This is a genomic window from Paraburkholderia steynii, from assembly GCF_900100565.1.
GTDB classification, from domain to species: Bacteria; Pseudomonadota; Gammaproteobacteria; order Burkholderiales; family Burkholderiaceae; genus Paraburkholderia; species Paraburkholderia terrae.
On the sequence record NZ_FNDI01000008.1, the window covers coordinates 198,156 to 214,517 of the forward strand.

Annotated in this window: 19 protein-coding genes; 9 read left to right on the forward strand and 10 right to left on the reverse strand. The window is 63.1% G+C overall.

Annotated features, from left to right (window positions below; translation table 11 throughout):
* The first annotated feature begins 98 nt into the window (after nucleotides 1-98).
* Entirely contained in the window at nucleotides 99-353 is a 255-nt protein-coding gene (locus tag BLT65_RS16710) for a hypothetical protein (RefSeq protein ID WP_042314979.1), read from the forward strand.
* Between the two features lie 47 nt (nucleotides 354-400).
* Here the strand turns inward: BLT65_RS16710 and BLT65_RS16715 are convergent, their stop codons facing one another.
* On the reverse strand, nucleotides 401-1,279 hold the full coding sequence (locus BLT65_RS16715; RefSeq protein ID WP_425273134.1) for a hypothetical protein: 879 nt from the start codon (nucleotides 1,277-1,279) through the stop codon (nucleotides 401-403).
* A 228-nt stretch (nucleotides 1,280-1,507) separates the two neighbouring features.
* Here BLT65_RS16715 and BLT65_RS16720 point away from each other — a divergent pair, with 228 nt between their 5' ends.
* The 4 genes from BLT65_RS16720 to BLT65_RS16735 all read left to right on the forward strand — a co-directional run bounded on the left by BLT65_RS16720 (nucleotide 1,508) and on the right by BLT65_RS16735 (nucleotide 4,409).
* Nucleotides 1,508-2,041: a carboxymuconolactone decarboxylase family protein gene (locus BLT65_RS16720; RefSeq protein ID WP_007745126.1), complete on the forward strand. Its 534-nt coding sequence runs from the start codon at nucleotides 1,508-1,510 to the stop codon at nucleotides 2,039-2,041.
* Between the two features lie 207 nt (nucleotides 2,042-2,248).
* Nucleotides 2,249-2,653, forward strand: coding sequence for an FKBP-type peptidyl-prolyl cis-trans isomerase (locus BLT65_RS16725; protein ID WP_042314990.1), 405 nt, complete (start codon nucleotides 2,249-2,251; stop codon nucleotides 2,651-2,653).
* A 278-nt stretch (nucleotides 2,654-2,931) separates the two neighbouring features.
* On the forward strand, nucleotides 2,932-3,444 hold the full coding sequence (locus BLT65_RS16730) for an arsenate-mycothiol transferase ArsC (protein WP_042314975.1): 513 nt from the start codon (nucleotides 2,932-2,934) through the stop codon (nucleotides 3,442-3,444).
* Nucleotides 3,445-3,575: 131 nt separating this feature from the next.
* On the forward strand, nucleotides 3,576-4,409 hold the full coding sequence (locus BLT65_RS16735) for a CHAD domain-containing protein (RefSeq protein WP_091779252.1): 834 nt from the start codon (nucleotides 3,576-3,578) through the stop codon (nucleotides 4,407-4,409).
* Nucleotides 4,410-4,444: 35 nt separating this feature from the next.
* Here BLT65_RS16735 and BLT65_RS16740 read toward each other — a convergent pair whose 3' ends face one another.
* The 3 genes from BLT65_RS16740 to BLT65_RS16750 form a co-directional block, all read right to left on the reverse strand.
* On the reverse strand, nucleotides 4,445-4,642 hold the full coding sequence (locus BLT65_RS16740; RefSeq protein ID WP_042314971.1) for a DUF3562 domain-containing protein: 198 nt from the start codon (nucleotides 4,640-4,642) through the stop codon (nucleotides 4,445-4,447).
* A gap of 245 nt (nucleotides 4,643-4,887) precedes the next feature.
* Complete coding sequence (locus tag BLT65_RS16745) at nucleotides 4,888-5,220, reverse strand: hypothetical protein (RefSeq protein WP_091779254.1); 333 nt, start codon at nucleotides 5,218-5,220, stop codon at nucleotides 4,888-4,890.
* Nucleotides 5,221-5,255: 35 nt separating this feature from the next.
* Complete coding sequence (locus tag BLT65_RS16750; protein ID WP_091779259.1) at nucleotides 5,256-5,675, reverse strand: secondary thiamine-phosphate synthase enzyme YjbQ; 420 nt, start codon at nucleotides 5,673-5,675, stop codon at nucleotides 5,256-5,258.
* A gap of 139 nt (nucleotides 5,676-5,814) precedes the next feature.
* On the opposite strand from BLT65_RS16750, the gene BLT65_RS16755 reads away from it, so the two are divergent.
* On the forward strand, nucleotides 5,815-6,081 hold the full coding sequence (locus tag BLT65_RS16755) for a cupin domain-containing protein (RefSeq protein WP_042314965.1): 267 nt from the start codon (nucleotides 5,815-5,817) through the stop codon (nucleotides 6,079-6,081).
* 140 nt (nucleotides 6,082-6,221) lie between these two features.
* Nucleotides 6,222-7,085, forward strand: a complete 864-nt coding sequence (locus BLT65_RS16760; protein ID WP_091779261.1) for an oxidoreductase — start codon at nucleotides 6,222-6,224, stop codon at nucleotides 7,083-7,085.
* Nucleotides 7,086-7,088: 3 nt separating this feature from the next.
* On the opposite strand, the gene BLT65_RS16765 is transcribed toward BLT65_RS16760, so the two are convergent.
* Both BLT65_RS16765 and BLT65_RS16770 read right to left on the reverse strand, forming a co-directional pair.
* Entirely contained in the window at nucleotides 7,089-7,763 is a 675-nt protein-coding gene (locus BLT65_RS16765) for an antibiotic biosynthesis monooxygenase family protein (protein WP_091779263.1), read from the reverse strand.
* A gap of 27 nt (nucleotides 7,764-7,790) precedes the next feature.
* Nucleotides 7,791-8,183, reverse strand: coding sequence for a RidA family protein (locus tag BLT65_RS16770; RefSeq protein WP_091779265.1), 393 nt, complete (start codon nucleotides 8,181-8,183; stop codon nucleotides 7,791-7,793).
* Nucleotides 8,184-8,384: 201 nt separating this feature from the next.
* Between BLT65_RS16770 and BLT65_RS16775 the strand changes: the two genes are divergently transcribed.
* Together BLT65_RS16775 and BLT65_RS16780 are read left to right on the forward strand one after the other, a co-directional pair.
* Nucleotides 8,385-8,861 (forward strand): outer membrane lipoprotein, encoded by a 477-nt coding sequence (locus BLT65_RS16775; protein WP_035999886.1) that lies wholly within the window; start codon nucleotides 8,385-8,387, stop codon nucleotides 8,859-8,861.
* Between the two features lie 38 nt (nucleotides 8,862-8,899).
* Entirely contained in the window at nucleotides 8,900-9,313 is a 414-nt protein-coding gene (locus BLT65_RS16780; protein WP_091779266.1) for a VOC family protein, read from the forward strand.
* Nucleotides 9,314-9,325: 12 nt separating this feature from the next.
* On the opposite strand, the gene atzF is transcribed toward BLT65_RS16780, so the two are convergent.
* The 4 genes from atzF to BLT65_RS16800 all read right to left on the reverse strand — a co-directional run bounded on the left by atzF (nucleotide 9,326) and on the right by BLT65_RS16800 (nucleotide 16,362).
* Nucleotides 9,326-11,128: an allophanate hydrolase gene (gene atzF / locus BLT65_RS16785; RefSeq protein WP_091779268.1), complete on the reverse strand. Its 1,803-nt coding sequence runs from the start codon at nucleotides 11,126-11,128 to the stop codon at nucleotides 9,326-9,328.
* Between the two features lie 60 nt (nucleotides 11,129-11,188).
* Nucleotides 11,189-14,803, reverse strand: a complete 3,615-nt coding sequence (gene uca / locus BLT65_RS16790) for an urea carboxylase (protein ID WP_091779270.1) — start codon at nucleotides 14,801-14,803, stop codon at nucleotides 11,189-11,191.
* A gap of 192 nt (nucleotides 14,804-14,995) precedes the next feature.
* Nucleotides 14,996-15,640 (reverse strand): urea amidolyase associated protein UAAP2, encoded by a 645-nt coding sequence (locus BLT65_RS16795; RefSeq protein WP_091779272.1) that lies wholly within the window; start codon nucleotides 15,638-15,640, stop codon nucleotides 14,996-14,998.
* 14 nt (nucleotides 15,641-15,654) lie between these two features.
* Nucleotides 15,655-16,362, reverse strand: a complete 708-nt coding sequence (locus BLT65_RS16800) for an urea amidolyase associated protein UAAP1 (RefSeq protein ID WP_062917334.1) — start codon at nucleotides 16,360-16,362, stop codon at nucleotides 15,655-15,657.

Below are 16,362 nucleotides of genomic sequence, written 5' to 3' on the forward strand. Positions count from 1 at the left end.
GCACCGCTTTGCAGTGCAATCCGATTGCACGCGGAACCTGAGAGAGCAAACGCCGCAGTGGCGTGGTCGAGCCATGGCGTTTAAGCGGAGAGGGCACGATGAACGCGGCATTGACCATTGAATCGTTCTGGAAAGCATTTTGCGCGCGTCAGATTTCGCGTGGCGTGTCGCAGGCGCAGCTTCGCGAGTCGGAGACGGCGTTCTATTCGGGCGCGGTGACCATGTACGACATCATGATGACCGTCACCGATCCCAATCTCGATCCCATGGAAGCACACTCGATACTCGCCGCGCTTTACGACGAGCGGGAAGACTTCCTGCGCATTCACGATATGGCGGCCATCGACCGCTAGCCGTCAAGCATGCTGCGCGGCATCGCGCCGCGCAATGATGGATAGAACTATTGCGCCGTTTGCTGGCGCTGGTACTCGTTCTTTTTCATCTGCAAGTACTCTTGCCGGTCGAGTTCGTGTAACTGACGCGAATATTGCTCGGTCGCATCGAACCATGTGGCGAAACGCTGATCGACGCGCTTGTCGGCGGGAAGCGCAAGCGAAGCAAGGTACGCGTCGATGGCGAGGTAATAGCGCATCGTGTTGCGTTCCACCAGCCCGCGCACACCGCCTACATAGTCGCCCGATGCTTTGGTGAATCCCACTTTCGCACTGCCTATCGTCGCAAGATACGTTTTCATCGCAATGCGGCCTGCCGTGCCGAATCCATATGAATACGTGAGATGCAGGAACGTGTGTCCTTTGCCGATATCGACGGCTTCGAGCACGATGCGATAGTCCTTTGTGCTGAGCGGTCCCGTCGCCGCGCTCAGGTCGACCTGGAAATAATCCGGGCTCGTCGCCACCGACCGGTAATTGAATTGCACGCGGTATGTGTCGCCGAGTTCCTGCTCTGTCTTCTTGCCCACGTTCATGTTGATGGTCGCGCCGTTGCCGCCGACGGAAGCACGGCAGTACTTCGTATTCAGATGCAGGATCAGTACTTCGCACCAGTTCGCGGGGCCTTGCTGCGGGTCGTTGAACGCGCGGTTGACAGTGGCGAACGGATAATCGACGACGGCATAGATGTCGCCCTTCAACGTGTTCGACGTCTCTTCCGAATCCAGGTGGATCGGCCGGTTGAACACGTTCGACTTGAGTTGCGGCGCGAGCGCGTCGTATTTGTCCTTGAGGGCCGGCGCGTTGTCGTCGGCCCAGCTGAGCGCGCCGAGCGTGAGGCTCATTAGCGCGAACACAACCAGTACGAATCGTTTTGTTATCCGCATGATCCCGTGAGTGCTCATGGCACGCGCTCCCGCTGACGGCGCTGTTATTGGGCAAACGTCGCACGAATATAGCAGAGACAGTACACCACGCCGATCAGCCGATGAGCCGTTCGAGCATAAACGTGATTTGAACCAGCATTCACGGTAGCAACGCGCGTTCCTAGAATGACTTCCATGCGCTGACCCAGTCGCGCAACGCAACGATCTCATCAACATATGGAGAACATCATGGAACGTCTGAATCGCCAACCCGTCAGCGAAGCCACCGGCCAGGCAGCGGAACTCTTTACAGGCATCAAGCGCGCGGTCGGCATGGTGCCGAACGCTTATGCGGCCATCGGCTCGAACAGTCCGGCTGCGCTGCAGATCGTACTCGCAACGGGCGATGCGCTCGGCAAGGGCGCGCTGTCGCGCAAGGAAGTCGAAGCGATCAAGCTCGCGATCAGCGGCGTCGCTGAGTGTGACTACTGTCTTGCTGCTCACTCGCTGGCAGCGAAGAAAGTGGGCATCGCGGCTGACGACCTTGTCGCATTGCGTGAAGGGCGCGATTCGGCCGACGCGCATCTGAATGCCATCGCCACGTTCGCGCGGACCGTGTTTGCGTCGCGCGGCACGGTGCCTGCGGCAGTCGTCGATGCCGTGAAGGCGGCGGGTTACAGCGACCAGCAGATTACGGAGACGCTGCTCGCGATCGCCGACATCACGTTCACCAACCTGTTCAACCGGGTCAACGACACGGTCGTCGATTTCCCGAAGATCTGAACGGGCAGCACGTGAGCCGCATCGAATCGCGGCTTTTTCCCGCGGCGGGCCCTGGCCCGTCGCGGGCGTAGCCGCTCCAGGTGCATAGCGGCTGGAACCGCGCAATGGCGTAACGCGCGCGTATTTGTAGCAAGTTGATTCAGGTCTCCTGCCGCGAACGGGCGATCCGCTAGAATGAGGCTCGCCATTCACACCAAGGAGATACGCGTGAAATCAGTTGTTGCCCTGCTCGCTGCGGCCGCGCTCGCATCGGTGTCGTTCACCGCAAACGCTGCATCGACGGAGAAACTGCCCTCCGGCGTCGTCGTCGAACACCTGACGCAGGGAAGCGGCCCGCAACCCACGGCGGCCGACGTCGTGCGCGTCAACTACCGCGGCACGCTCGCGAACGGCACCGAGTTCGACAACTCGGCCAAGCACGGCGGCCCCGCGGAGTTTCCGCTCGGCCGTGTGATTCCCTGCTGGACGCAAGGCGTCGCGACGATGAAAGTGGGCGAGAAAGCCAAGCTGACCTGCCCGGCTGCGACCGCGTATGGTTCGCGCGGCGTCGGCGTGATCCCGCCGAACAGCGATCTGACGTTCGAAGTCGAACTGCTCGCGATCGTCAAGTAACGCTTCAAAAATGCCGGTCTTTCAGACCGCGTAACCCCACGGGCAACCCGGCTTCTGAACGGCCGGGTTGCCCCGCCCAGCGCGCCTCACCCGGCGCCCGTCATGCTCGCCGAACCCGACAATTGGGATCGGGCACCTGATTATCGTTAACGCTGGCTGGCTGAACGCAAATTGGCGTGATACCTAAACGGTCTTGCGGCGAATCGGTTGGACGATTGGGATTCTGTCACCAATATGAAAAACTGTGCGCTCAGAATCCCGCAAAAAATAAAATCTGCATGACGGGGTGTAGGGTGACCAGAAAACAAAGAGTGCTGTTCCTTTGCAGGGACAACGCGGCGCTTAGCATTTTGGCGGAAGCCTTGCTACGCGAGCTGGACGGATTGCATTTCGACGCATTTAGCGCAGGTCTCGAGCCCGCCGACAAGGTTCACGCGGCGGCCATGGGAGAGCTGCGTCATGGTTTTTCCAGTCTGGAACTGCTGAATCCGAAAAGCTGGCTGGAATTCACGAGCGAATGGGCGCCGCAGATGGATTTCGTGGTGACGTTGTGCGACGAGTCGGCACGCGTCGACATGCGCGCGTTTCATGGCGAGCCCACGCTTCGTCACTGGACGCTCACGCCGTCCGCGTATGCCGCTGCGGGTGCGGTCGAAAACGCGTTCTGGCAGATATTGAAACGCGTCGAAGACTTCATCACGGCCGAGCGCCGCCCGTGGCCGTCGCTGAAGCTGCCCGCCGTGGCGAGCTGCACGTCGGACGCCTGCGATCTGCTGCTCAGCGGTCAGTGATTTGCCAATGAGCGGCAACGCCCGCGCGGCATCGTGCGCCGCAACGGACGTGACGTGCAGAATGCAGGAACCTGAATTGCTTACTCGATCATTACAGACACACCGGGTCAGCAACCCATTCAGGGAGCACCATGAACGACGACACACGGACCGCGCTGCCGCACGATGGCAACGCGCAAGCCCATTTCTCACACTACGCCGCGCCGCTGATCGACAATGCGCTCGCTTGCGCAGCCGCATTGCACGCGGATCCCGACGCTGAAGTCCTGCACAAGCTACGCGTCTCGCTGCGGCGCCTGCGCACGTTGCTGTGGGCGTATCGGCCGCTGCTGAACGAACAGTTCGACAACCAGCAGCGCGCGCTTTTCAAGTTCTACGCGAGCGCCGCCGGCAAGACGCGCGACTGGGACATCCTGATCGCGTTGCTCGATGAAACGAAAGACGCGGAGGAGCAACCGCGCGACGCGATGCACGCCGCCCGCTCCAAGTCGCTCGATTCGAGCCGCGAGACCCTCGAACAGGGCGACGTGAAAGGCGCGTTGCGTGACACGCTGAAGGGAGCGAACCGCGAACTGAACACCGCGCACGAACGCACGCCGCTGCCGAAGTTCGCGCGCAAGCGTCTCGGGGCGGCGCAAAAGTCGATGGCGAAGCGCATGAAGCGCGCCGCGCGAGCCAAGCGCTCGGACTATGCGTCGTATCACGAGGTCCGCAAGGCGGGCAAGAAACTGCGCTACCTGACCGAGTTCTTCGAGCCGATGCTGGCCAAAAAGCAGCTGAAGGCCATCAAGCCGCTGAAGAAATTACAGAAGCGCTTCGGCGCGTTGAACGATGTCGTCGCGAGCGAGCAGTTGCTGCGCGACAACCAGACGCTGTTCGCCGACGAAGCGGCGGCCGGGCACGCACTCGATGCGCTCGCGAAAGAACGCAAGCGCCGCATGCGTGCCGCCGCGAAGCTGTTGTGACGCGAATGGAGTGCGGATGGGTTGCTACGGCTTCGTCACCGCCGTGATGCGGTCCGCGAGCGCAACGTCTCACGCACGCGCTTCGCCGCGAAGAGCGGCACATAGTCGAGAATGCGCGCGTCGCGTTGATACGCTTGCACGGCATCGGTGTACATCTGCGATACGACTTCTTCCGGGCTGTCGGTGGATTCTGCGATTTCATGCACGATCTTCTGCGAATCTTCCGTCTTCATGCAAGGCTCCTTGGCGTCAGTCGGTGATCACTCGGTAGTCGGAACCCTGAATTGAAGGACATGCGATGCGTGCATGCCAATAGAACTTCGCAATCGGTGGACCCGCGCGGCGGGCGCAGCGGGGTCACGCGCGAGGAAAGTCTGTTTGATCAGACAGATAGCGCGCGCGCCCCGGACTTTTCCACAGGTCTTTCAACAGAAATTGTGGATAACTTGGGCGCAAGTCGGCCTCAACCGACGCACGGCTATTGAAGCCACTTGCGTACGTCTTTCTCCCAGTCGGGGTCGCCGCAGCCTTTCGGATTTTCCGGGCCGAGCACGGTGATATAGCCTTTGCTCTTCATGCACGACTCGTAGGCGCGCACCTTCGTACACTGCCCCGGCCCTGCGTTGCGCGAGACCGTCTTGCACTGCGCGATGGTGTGGTCCATCGGGCCGAAGTCCATGTCGTTTGCGTTGTTGGTCATCGGCGCGTCCGCGCCTGACAGCGAGAACTCGACGGGGCCGGTGTGAGTGCAGGCTGCGGTCAGCATCGCGAGCGAGGCCGCCGCGACAAGAACAGGCGCGCGCAAAATCATGATTCACTTCCTTGTTGGTGTTGTGCGTTGAAATGTCATTCGCCGATCAGATGCAGCACGATATCGCGCTCCTGCGGCCGCGCGCGATGCTCGAACAGATAAATGCCTTGCCACGTGCCGAGTGTCATGCGTCCATGTTCGACGGGTATCGACAACTGCACTTGCGTCAGCGCGGTGCGCAGATGCGCGGGCATGTCGTCGGGGCCTTCCGTGTCGTGCTCATAGCGCTTGGGATCTTCGGGCGCGAGCATCGCGAAGTGTCGTTCGAGATCGCGTTGCACCGAAGGGTCCGCGTTCTCCTGGATCAATAGCGAGGCCGACGTGTGCCGGCAGAACACGGTCAGGACACCCGTCTCGATCGACGCGTCGCGTACGAACGCGGCGACCTCCGTGGTGAAATCGAACAGTCCGCGAGCGCGCGCCCGCACGTTCAGATGGCGAATGGCCTGGCGCATGAATCGTTCTCCGTGGTGCGATATGAAATGACGGTTGCTGCAGAGTTTACCGCGAGCCGCGCTGCCGATCCCTTAATGCAAAAGCGGCTATGCTGATGCTTCAGCGTCATCGCAAACACGAGAAAGGAAGGTCGCTATCATGGAACGCAACGAATTCATCGATGCATTGAAGCGCGAAGGCTACGCGGAAATCGCGAGCGTCACGCGCGACGCGAACGGCACGGTGGACGATCATGTCCACTCGTTTGAAGCCAAGGCATTGATCCTGCACGGCGAACTGATGATACGCATCGGCGCCGCGCAACAGATCTACAGAACGGGCGATGTATTCCATCTGCAAGCCAATGTAAACCATTCGGAACGTTACGGGCCCGAAGGTGTTCAGTATCTGGTCGGCCGTAAATAAGCGCGGCGACATCAGCTCGGTGAAATTGGTCAGACCGCCTGCAGGTTTCGCGTCGAGCGGCTACCATTTTTTCGAAGCATCGACGCGATGTGTGCGCGTCGATGCCTGATCGCTCATTTCCATCATCGAGGAGGTTTTGAATGCCCACGTCCACGACGCCCGTCTGGTTCATTACTGGCTGTTCAACCGGCTTCGGCAAGGAACTGGTCCGCGCGGTGCTCGAACGGGGCTGGCGCTGCGTGGCGACGGCGCGTAACGTCGCGTCGCTCGCCGATCTGGCCGAGCCCGGCAGCGACGCCGATGCGCGTCTCGCCCGCGTGAAGCTCGACGTGACGGATGCCGCGCAGATCGCCGCTGCCGTCGAGACCGCGCAACAGCGCTTCGGCGCGATCGACGTACTGGTGAACAACGCAGGCTACGGCTATCAGTCGTCGGTCGAAGAGGGCGACGAAGCGGAGATACGCGCGCAGTTCGACGCGAACGTCTTCGGTCTGTTCGCGATGACACGCGCGGTGCTGCCGGGCATGCGCGAGCGGCGCAAGGGGCACGTGCTGAACATCACGTCGGTGGCGGGCATCGCGGGCTTTCCCGGCTCGGGCTATTACGCGGCGAGCAAGCATGCCGTCGAAGGCTGGTCCGATTCGCTCGCGACGGAAGCCGGGCCGCTCGGCATCCGCGTGACCTGCGTCGAGCCGGGCCCATTTCGCACCGACTGGGCAGGCCGCTCGCTCAGGCAGACGCCCAACCGTATCGCCGATTATGCGGACACGGCGGGCAAGCGCATGCAGGCGACGGCGCAAAACAGCGGCCATCAGGCCGGCGATCCGGCGCGCGCCGCACAGGCGATGATCCGCATCACCGAGACGGACCAACCGCCGCGTCATCTGGTGCTTGGCGCGTTCGGCGTCGACGCGGTATCGAAGCGCCTGCATTCGGCACTCGCCGATATCGAAGCGTGGCGCGACACGAGTGTCGGCGCGGACTTTCCGGACAGCGGGAAGTAAGCTTCAGGCAGGCCGCGAAGCGTCCGGATAGTATTGCGGCGCTTCGCGGCGGTCGAACATCCCATAGTCGCGCACCACGCGCACGCTGCGCAGCCGTGCGCCATCGGGCAATGCGAGCGCGTTTGCAAAGGCCTCGGCGGCGCGCGCGTCGCGCCATGCAGTGAGCAGAATGACGTCGCCCGGCGTCAGCACGGCGTCGAACACATCCCACGAAACGAGACCTGTCGCGTCTTCGCGCAGGCCCAGCTTCCCCGCGACTTCGCGCGCGCCCGCGTGTTTCACCCAGTCAGGATCGCGCCGCGCGTCGATCAGCACGATCGTGGTCGCGTCGCCCGTCTCCGTTTCGTCGAGTCGTTGCTCGTGCAACGTGAGGCCAGCGGGCAGACGCGTGTCGCGCGTCAGCTGTCCCACGCGCAGCCGATAGTCGCTGAACGTCTGCGTGCGGCCTTTTTCCTGAACGCCATGATGCGTCGCCTGCGTGCGCCACCGCACCAGCGCCTTTTCGTCGCGCCAGCCGGACAGCGACAGCAGCACGCCGTCGCGCGTGAGACTCCCGTAACGGACGTTGTCGACGAACCCGTCGATCTGCTCCAGTTCCGGCTTCAGCATCTTCGCGTAGCCGAGATACGCGTCCCAACGATCGGCGCGCGGTTGCACTTCGAACAGCACTGAAAACATCGTGTTCTCCACTTATGCGAAGGCGATTCAAACCGCCGCGATGCAATCGATTTCAATGTCGAAGCGCCCCGGCCAAGCAGGCACGCAGACAAAGATACGAGCAGGCGGATCGTTCGGAAAATAGCGGGCGTAAATCGCGTTGACGGCCGCAAACTGCTCGACCGACGTGCAATAGACGTTGCACTTGAGCACATTCTCAAGCGACGAACCCGCCGTCTCGACGCACAGCTTCAGTTGTTCGAGCACGAGCTCGGTTTGCCGTTCGAGCGGCACTTCTGCGACTTCGCCCGTCTCGGGATCGAACGGCGGCAGGCCCGACACATAGACCGTGTCGCCGTGCCGCGTGACGACGGAAGTCGGCGCCTTCCAGCGTTCGAGCCAGCTCGACAGCGGTTCGACCCGAATGATCTCGCGTTTCATGACTGCACTCCGTTTGCATGATCTGGCTGCCATCGTAGCGCCGGACCGCGCGCCGACGTTTCAGGCTGACACGAAATGACGGGTGCGAATGCGCAAATGCGCGCCTCATTTTCCTCTCATTCTTCGAGCTTACGATTCACACATCGAAAGAACCTGCAGCGCCCCGAACGACACGGCGCGCTGCTCATAGAGGGGAACATCATGAACAGGTCATTCGTTACAGCATGTGCATCCGCGCTCGTCGTCTCGCTCGCATTGAGCGGCTGCGCAACCTTCGACGGCTCCGCCAACGTCTACAGCGCGTCGCAGGCGCAGCGTGAGGAAACGGTCCGCTTCGGCACCATCGAAAGCGTGCGCCCCGTCACCATCGACACGAGCAACGGCCAGCCCGGCTTTCTCGGCGCCCTCGGCGGCGGCGCGATTGGTGGCATCGCCGGCAGCGCGATCGGCGGCGGACGCGGCTCGATCCTGACGGGCATCATCGGCGGTATTGCGGGCGCGGTGGCGGGCAACGAGGTGCAGAACCACTTCGAGAAGAAGCAAGGCGTCGAAATCACCGTGCGGCTCGACGACGGCTCGCTGCGCGCCATCACGCAAAGCACCGACGGCCCGATGTTCTACGCGGGTGAACGCGTGCGGTTGCTGTCGGAAGGCGGCGTGACGCGCGTGACGCTGTAAGCGCGGCAACGGAAGCGTAAAGGAAGAAGGAGACCATCATGTTCATGCGCGACGACGTGATCTACGAGTTTCATCACATCGGCATTCCAACCAGAGAAGTGCGCGAAGGCGAACGCTACAGCCCGCAGTACCGGATGTACACGAGCGACAGCGATTGCAAGCTCGCGCATATCCAGTACCACCGCTTCGAAGCCGATAGCCCGCTGCACGAACTGATGCGCCGCATGCCGCATCTGGCGTTCAAGGTCGACGATCTCGATAGGGCGATCGACGGGAAAGAGGTCGTGCTCGGTCCGTATGAACCGATCGACGGGTTTCGCGTGGCCGCGATCATCGACGGCGGCATGCCCGTCGAGCTGATCCAGACCCTCCTCGACGACGAGGATATCTGGAGCCGCACGGTGACGGGCCGGCACGCGCGGCTTTATGCGGCGCAATACGAAGGGGCCTGATTGCGGCGTGGTTCAGGCAGCCCGTTGCAGCCAGGCGCGCCAGCCGCCGAATTGCGTGATATCGACGGCGCCTTCGAGGCCGTATGCCTCGCAGACGAAGCCGGTTTCCCAGCGCCCGTCCGCGAGCTCGACCTTGCCGAGCGCGAGCGGCGCCGGTATGCCCGCGAGAAACGAGCCGGCTTCGGCGCTCGGTAACTCCCAGACTTCGACTTCGATGGCCGCGCCGTTTGCGGTATCGCGCATCATGCCGGGCCGTTGTGTCGCGCTGCCGCCCGCGAGCGCATATAGCCGGTAGTGCGGCGCGCTAGCGGTCTTCTCGACAAGCCGCGCGCCGCGTGCGGTCAACTGCCCGTTCAGCGCCAGCCCTTGCAGATGCGCGCCGCACACGACGAGCTTCATCCTGTCGTCGCGCGCCGCGCGCGTGGGCGTGTCCGCGCTCTGCTGCGCGCCGCCGATCAGCGGCACATCCAGCTTGCGATGCAGCGCATCGGCGACGCTCAGCAAATATTGATCGGTGAACGCGCGGCCGAACAGCGTCACGCCCCACGGCAGCCCATTGCGCATGAAACCCGCGGGCGTCGCGATGGCGGCGTAATCGAGCAGGTTCATGAAGTTCGTGTAGTACCCGAGCAGCGAGTTCGGGCCGATCGGATCGCGCTCCAGTTCATCGAGCGTGACCGCGCGCGGAATGGACGGCGTCAGCACGCAATCGAGTTCCGCGAGCACGGCATCGCAACGCTGCTTGAGCGCCTGGAGCCGGTACTGCGCACGAAATGCATCGACGGCGGTCGTGCCCGGCGCCTTGGCGAGCACGTCGCGAATCACGGGCAGCACGGCTTCGGGTTGCGATTCCATCAGCGCGCCTGCCACGCTATAGCGCTCGGCGACCCACGGTCCTTCATAGAGCAGACGCGCCGCTTCGACGAAGGGCGCGAAGTCGATCTCGACGGCCTCGCCGCCGATCGCTTCGAGCGCCGCGCGCGCCTGCGCGAACAGCGCGGGGCTTTCTTCGCAGCCGGCAAATTCGAGCTGACGCGGCACGCCGAAGCGAAAGCGCGCAACGGCGCCGAACGCCGCTGCGTCGTTCCATTGCGGATTCGCGCGGCTATAGGCGTCGGCGGGATCGTGGCGGGCGGTGAGCGCGAGCAGTTCGCTCGCCTCGCTGGCCGTAGCAGTGAAATACGTCACGCAGTCGAGCGTGCGGCAGGCGGGCACGACGCCCGCCGTCGACAGCAAGCCCTTCGTCCCTTTCGTGCCGACGAGGTTGTTCAGCGCGGCGGGCACGCGTCCCGAGCCGGCCGTATCGGTGCCGAGCGCGAAGCTCGTGACGCCGAGCGCCACCGCCAGCGACGACCCCGCGCTCGATCCGCCCGAAGGATACGCGGCATGCACGCTGTTGCGGCACTTGCCGTACGGCGAGCGCGTGCCGTTGAGGCCCGTCGCGAACTGGTCGAGATTCGTCTTGCCGATCGGCACCGCGCCGAGTGCGATCAGTTGCGCGGCGAGCGTCGCCGACGCTTGCGGCGTATATGCGAAAGCGGGGCACGCGGCCGTGGTAGGAATGCCGGCGAGATCGATGTTGTCCTTCAATGCGAACGGCACGCCGTAAAGCGGCAGCGAATCGACATCATGGCCGTCGAGTGCCGCGAGAAAAGGCTCGATTTCAGCGTCGGACAGCAGATGAATGAACAGGTGATAGTCCGGGTTCAGCGCGGCGGCGCGCTCGCGCAATGCGCCAATCAGCGCGCGCGGCGTGACGCGGCCTTCGCGATACGCGGCGCGCACAGCGGGAAGACGCAGATCGAATGAATCCATGTCCGAGGGTTCCTTAATGCGTTGAAATGAAGTGTCAAATGAGGTGTCAAATGAGGTGTCTCATGCGTGCTGTTCGATCACGACGACGCGCTGCCCCGCGCGAACGGGCGAACCCGGCGCGACGTGAATCTCGCCGACTGTGCCCGCGCAAGGCGCGATAACGGATATCTCCATCTTCATCGATTCGATCACGAGCAGCACGTCGCCCGCTTCGACGGTCGCGCCGGGCTCGACGCGCACTTGCCACAGGTTGCCGGCAATTTCGCTATCGACGGCGATCTGGCCGTCGGTGAGCGGCGCGGTTTCCGTGTCGGCGGTGACGGGCGGCTCCAGCGTGTCTTCGTTGCTGCCCGCTTCGTGCCAACGCTGCCGCTCGGCCTGAAACGCGGCTTGCTGACGCGTGCGGAATTGCGCGATGTCATCCGCCTCGCGTTCGAGAAACGCCTGATAGTCGGCCAGCGACAACTCGGTCTCTTCGATCTTCAGCGGATAACGGCCGAGCGGAAACGCTTCGCGGATACGCAGCAGTTCGTCGGCGGAGACTTCGTAGAAGCGGATCTGATCGAAGAAGCGCAACAGGTACGGACGTCCCGCGAAATCCGCGACTTCGCGATAGCGGTTCCACATCTGCAGCGTGCGCCCGACGAACTGATAGCCGCCCGGGCCTTCCATGCCGTACACGCACAGATACGCGCCGCCGATGCCGACCGAGTTCTCAGCCGTCCATGTACGCGCCGGGTTGTACTTCGTCGTCACCAGCCGGTGACGCGGATCGAGCGGCGTGGCGACGGGCGCGCCGAGATAGACATCGCCGAGACCCATCACCAGATAGCTCGCGTCGAACACGATGCGCTTCACGGCATCGATCGAATCGAGATCGTTGATGCGACGGATGAACTCCAGATTGCTCGGGCACCAGGGCGCGTCTTTGCGCACGGTGGTCATGTACTTGTCGATGGCAAGCTGACACGCGGGGTCGTCCCACGACAGTGGCAGATGCACGACACGCGACGGCGCCCGCAGATCCTTTTGCAGCAGCACGCGTTGCCATGTCGCGGCGACGTGTTCGAGCAGCGTCGCGAGCGGCAATTGCTCCGGCTGATAGTGGACCTGCAGCGAACGGATGCCGGGCGTCAGATCGATCACGCCGGGCAACTGCAACGCTTCGAGCGATTGCATCAGCGCATGGCCGCGAAAGCGCAGCACGAGGTCGAGTTCGGACGGGCCGATTTCGAGCAGCAGGTGCGTGTCGCCGGACAGTCGCGCGACGAGCCGGTCATCGCCTTCGCCAACGTTCAGCACGATCGGTGATTGCAAGTCCGCGCGTTCTTCTTCGGTATGCAGTGACGTGGCTTGTACCGTGAGCGTTTCCGCTTCCGCGAGACGCGCGCGCGCCGCTTCACGCGCTGTGCCGATATCGACGGGTACGAAGCGCACCTTGTCACCGGCCTTCAACTGCCCGATCTGCCACAGGTCTGCTTCGATCACTGTGACGGGACACACGAAGCCGCCGAGGCTCGGACCGTCCGGCCCGAGGATGACGGGCATATCGCCTGTGAAATCGACTGCGCCGACGGCATACGGATTGTCGTGAATGTTCGACGGATGCAGTCCCGCTTCGCCGCCATCCGCGCGCGTCCATTCGGGCTTCGGACCGATCAGCCGCACACCCGTGCGGCTCGAATTGAAATGGATCTCCCAGTCGGTGTCGAGAAATTGCTCGATATAACGCGCGCTGAAGTATTCGGGCGCGCCGTGCGGACCATAGATCACGCGCAGCACGCGCACATCGTCGAGGCGATGCGCGAGCGCGGCGGGCATTAAAGCGCCCACATCGCGATCGGAGAGCGGATGAAGATGCAGTACGTCGCCCGCGCGCAGCGCGCGTCCGCCGTGGCCGCCGAACTGCCCGAGCGTGAACGTGCTGCAGCTGCCCAGATATTGCGCGACGTCCAGCCCACCGCGGACGCACAGATAAGCGCGCGCGCCAGCGCCGCGAATCGTGCCGAGCGCGAGCGTCGAACCGGCTGCGACGAAGAACGTCGTGTTCATCGGTTGCGGAATCTCGTCGAGCATCACGGGCAGCGTCGCGCCCGTCACCGTGACGACGGCGTCGGTGTTGAAGCGCAGCGTGGGCCCGCTCATCGTGATTTCGAGCGCGGCTGCCTGCGCGTCGTTGCCGAGCAGACGGTTGCCGAGACGCAACGCGCGATCGTCCATCGGTCCCGAGGGCGGCACGCCCACGGCCCAGTAGCCTGGACGGCCCGGATAGTCTTGCACAGTCGTCTGTGTGCCGCCGCCGAGCACTTCGAATGTCGATGCGCGATAACGCAAACCTTCGAGGCAACGCGTCCACGGATGGCCGCTCGCGAACGGCGTGTCGGCAAGAATCTGCCGCAGATAATCGCGGTTCGTTTCGACGCCATAGATGCGCGACGCTTCGAGCGCGGCGTCTAACGCGTGGCGTGCCTCGTCGCGAGTCGGTTGCCATGCGATCAGCTTCGCGAGCATCGGATCGAACCACGGCGGCACCTCACAACCGGCTTCGATCCACGTGTCGATGCGCAGCGCGCGGCCATCGGCATGCGGAAACGACACATCGGTCAGCAGCCCCGGGCAGGGCTTGAAATCGCGGCCCGGATCTTCCGCATAGAGACGCGCCTGGATCGCGTGGCCTTGCGGCTTCAGATCGCGCGACAGCACATCGAGCGGCGCGAGGGTGCCCGCTGCCAGTTCGATCATCCAGCGCACGAGGTCCACGCCCCACACCTGTTCGGTCACGCCATGCTCGACCTGCAACCGCGTGTTCACTTCGAGAAAGTAGAAGCGTGCGGCATCGCTGTCGTAGACGAATTCGACGGTGCCCGCCGAGCGATACGACACCGCTTGCGCAAGCCGGATCGCCGCGTCGCATAGCGCGGCTTCGACGCCGTCGGGCAGATTCGGCGCAGGCGTTTCTTCGAGCACCTTCTGGTTGCGCCGCTGCACGGAACAGTCGCGCACGCCGAGCGCAATGGCAGCGCCCTTGCCGTCGCCGAACACCTGTACTTCGAGATGCCGCGCTTTCTCGATGTACTTTTCGAGGAACACGCCGGCATCGCTGAAATTGTTCTGCCCGAGGCGTTTCACGTTGTCGAACTGCGACGCCAGTTCATCCGCCGAGCGGCACACGCGCATGCCGATGCCGCCGCCGCCCGCCGTGCTTTTCAGCATCACCGGATAGCCGATGCGTTGCGCTGCTTCGAGCGCAGCATCAAGGCCGTCGAGCAGACCCGTGCCTTCGAGCATCGGCACGCCCTGTTCAGCGGCGATCGCGCGGGCCGTGTGCTTGAGGCCGAACTCGCGCAATTGCGCGGGTGTCGGCCCGATGAACGCGATGCCTGCGGCTTCGCACGCTTCGGCAAAGGCCGCGTTTTCGGACAGAAAGCCGTAGCCCGGATGAATCGCCTGCGCGCCTTGCGCACGCGCGATCTCCAGAATCTTCGCGATGTCGAGATAGGTGACGCTCGCCGCGCCGTCGCCGAGACTGCATGTCGTATCGGCGAGGCTGACGTGGCGGCTCGCGCGGTCCGCTTCGCTATAGACCGCGATGCCTTCGACGTTCAGTTCGCGCAGCGTGCGCAGAATGCGGCAGGCAATCGCGCCGCGATTCGCAATGAGGACTTTATCGAACATGAGTGGATGTTCAATGCGTGGGCGGGTCGTCCCGCCACGTGGGCATGCATGCCGAGGTCGTCCACGGCAGGTCGCTTCGTTTCAGGTTTTAAAAGCGGGCTCAGTGCTTCATGTATTTCGTAGATTCGTCGATGCGCATCAATCGCTCCGCGCGCACTTTCATCACCGTGTAGAGCCAGAGACGCAGCGTGCTCAGTTCCATATCGTCAGCTCCGCGGGAGTGGGGTTGTATGCGTTGCACGGATTGTTCAGTTGCGGGCAGTTCGAGATCAGCACGATCACGTCCATTTCCGCGCGCACTTCGACGTATTTGCCGGGCGCGGAAATGCCGTCCTCGAATGTGAGGCCGCCCTCGGATGTGACGGGCACGTTCATGAAGAAATTGATGTTGGCGGCGATGTCGGTTTTCGACAGACGGCGGTCATGCGCGCACGCGCGCAGGTAGTTATCGCGGCAGCTGTGCATGTAGCGCTTTTCGAGCGCATAGCGCACCGTGTTGCTCTCCTGCGCGCACGCGCCGCCGAGCGTGTCGTGACGTCCGCAGGTATCGGCGACGATGGTCAGCATGGGGTTGCCGAGGTTCGAATAGAGCACGGTGCCCGTTGTCAGGTAGAGGCTCTGCTGGCGGCGCAGCGTGCGTTGCGCGTCGTAGCGTTCGCGCGGATCGGCAAGGCTGTAGAACAGCGTGTCGATCGCCTGATTGCCTTCTACGTCGCGAATGCGGAGCGTCTGGCCCGCTTTCAGTTCCTTGAGCCACGGCTCGCCCGCGGGCAAGGTTTCGCGAAAGATCGCGTCGGCAGGGTCGAGCGTGCTGGTCGTGAGGATGGATGTCGTCATGGCGCGCGTTCCGCTCAGAGAAAGAATCGTTCGGTGTTGATGAAGCCGCGCGCGTTTTCATCGCATGACGTGCGGCAGATTTCGGCGACCTGGCTGTCGGCGGCGCGCAGTGTGAGCTTCACGGGCTTCGGCGCGTATTCCGGGTTCGGATCGAGCGGATGCTGGATCGCGGTCAGCACGACGAGCGTGTTCATCGGCGCATACAGCTCGATGTAGTCGCCCGTTTTCGAGTTGCCTTCGACGAAGCTGAGCGCGCCCGCATCCGTTACATCGACGCGGCTGAAGAGATTGAGCGTCATCAGCAGATCGGAAACGCCGAGTCCCCATTTGCCTAGTTCGACGAGCAGGTTGTCGGTGCCATTGCGATAGAACGCGTTGCGCAATTCCTGATAGCGGCCTTGCCCGTACTTCTCGAACACTTCGGCTGCATTCGACACACCCGCGAGACTGTCGTGCCATCCGCACGTATCCGCGACGATCGCGGCGAGCACGCGGCCCATGTCGGAATAGAGGCAATGGCCTTTGGTCAGCTTGGCCGTGTGCTGGCACTTGAGCGTATCGGGCAGATTCAGGCGTTCGCTTTTTTCGGCGGCGTTGAAGAGCAGCATCGCGACGTTCGCGCCGCCGCGCGGATCGGTGATACGCAGCAACTGCCCGCGTTTGACGATCAGCGATGCATGTCCGCCGCCGGGCACGGTTTCTTCGAGCAATGTTTCGTTCAT

Excerpts from the sequence above, each read along its gene's own strand:
- uca (WP_091779270.1), bottom strand. The coding sequence starts at position 14,803 with ATGTTCGATAAAGTCCTCATTGCGAATCGCGGCGCGATTGCCTGCCGC.
- BLT65_RS16715 (WP_425273134.1), bottom strand. The coding sequence starts at position 1,279 with ATGCGGATAACAAAACGATTCGTACTGGTTGTGTTCGCGCTAATGAGC.
- BLT65_RS16745 (WP_091779254.1), bottom strand. The coding sequence starts at position 5,220 with ATGATTTTGCGCGCGCCTGTTCTTGTCGCGGCGGCCTCGCTCGCGATG.
- BLT65_RS16755 (WP_042314965.1), top strand. The coding sequence starts at position 5,815 with ATGGAACGCAACGAATTCATCGATGCATTGAAGCGCGAAGGCTACGCG.
- BLT65_RS16795 (WP_091779272.1), bottom strand. The coding sequence starts at position 15,640 with ATGACGACATCCATCCTCACGACCAGCACGCTCGACCCTGCCGACGCG.
- BLT65_RS16775 (WP_035999886.1), top strand. The coding sequence starts at position 8,385 with ATGAACAGGTCATTCGTTACAGCATGTGCATCCGCGCTCGTCGTCTCG.
- BLT65_RS16760 (WP_091779261.1), top strand. The coding sequence starts at position 6,222 with ATGCCCACGTCCACGACGCCCGTCTGGTTCATTACTGGCTGTTCAACC.
- BLT65_RS16750 (WP_091779259.1), bottom strand. The coding sequence starts at position 5,675 with ATGCGCCAGGCCATTCGCCATCTGAACGTGCGGGCGCGCGCTCGCGGA.
- BLT65_RS16735 (WP_091779252.1), top strand. The coding sequence starts at position 3,576 with ATGAACGACGACACACGGACCGCGCTGCCGCACGATGGCAACGCGCAA.
- BLT65_RS16770 (WP_091779265.1), bottom strand. The coding sequence starts at position 8,183 with ATGAAACGCGAGATCATTCGGGTCGAACCGCTGTCGAGCTGGCTCGAA.
- BLT65_RS16780 (WP_091779266.1), top strand. The coding sequence starts at position 8,900 with ATGTTCATGCGCGACGACGTGATCTACGAGTTTCATCACATCGGCATT.
- BLT65_RS16800 (WP_062917334.1), bottom strand. The coding sequence starts at position 16,362 with ATGAACGAAACATTGCTCGAAGAAACCGTGCCCGGCGGCGGACATGCA.
- atzF (WP_091779268.1), bottom strand. The coding sequence starts at position 11,128 with ATGGATTCATTCGATCTGCGTCTTCCCGCTGTGCGCGCCGCGTATCGC.
- BLT65_RS16720 (WP_007745126.1), top strand. The coding sequence starts at position 1,508 with ATGGAACGTCTGAATCGCCAACCCGTCAGCGAAGCCACCGGCCAGGCA.
- BLT65_RS16710 (WP_042314979.1), top strand. The coding sequence starts at position 99 with ATGAACGCGGCATTGACCATTGAATCGTTCTGGAAAGCATTTTGCGCG.
- BLT65_RS16740 (WP_042314971.1), bottom strand. The coding sequence starts at position 4,642 with ATGAAGACGGAAGATTCGCAGAAGATCGTGCATGAAATCGCAGAATCC.
- BLT65_RS16730 (WP_042314975.1), top strand. The coding sequence starts at position 2,932 with ATGACGGGGTGTAGGGTGACCAGAAAACAAAGAGTGCTGTTCCTTTGC.
- BLT65_RS16765 (WP_091779263.1), bottom strand. The coding sequence starts at position 7,763 with ATGTTTTCAGTGCTGTTCGAAGTGCAACCGCGCGCCGATCGTTGGGAC.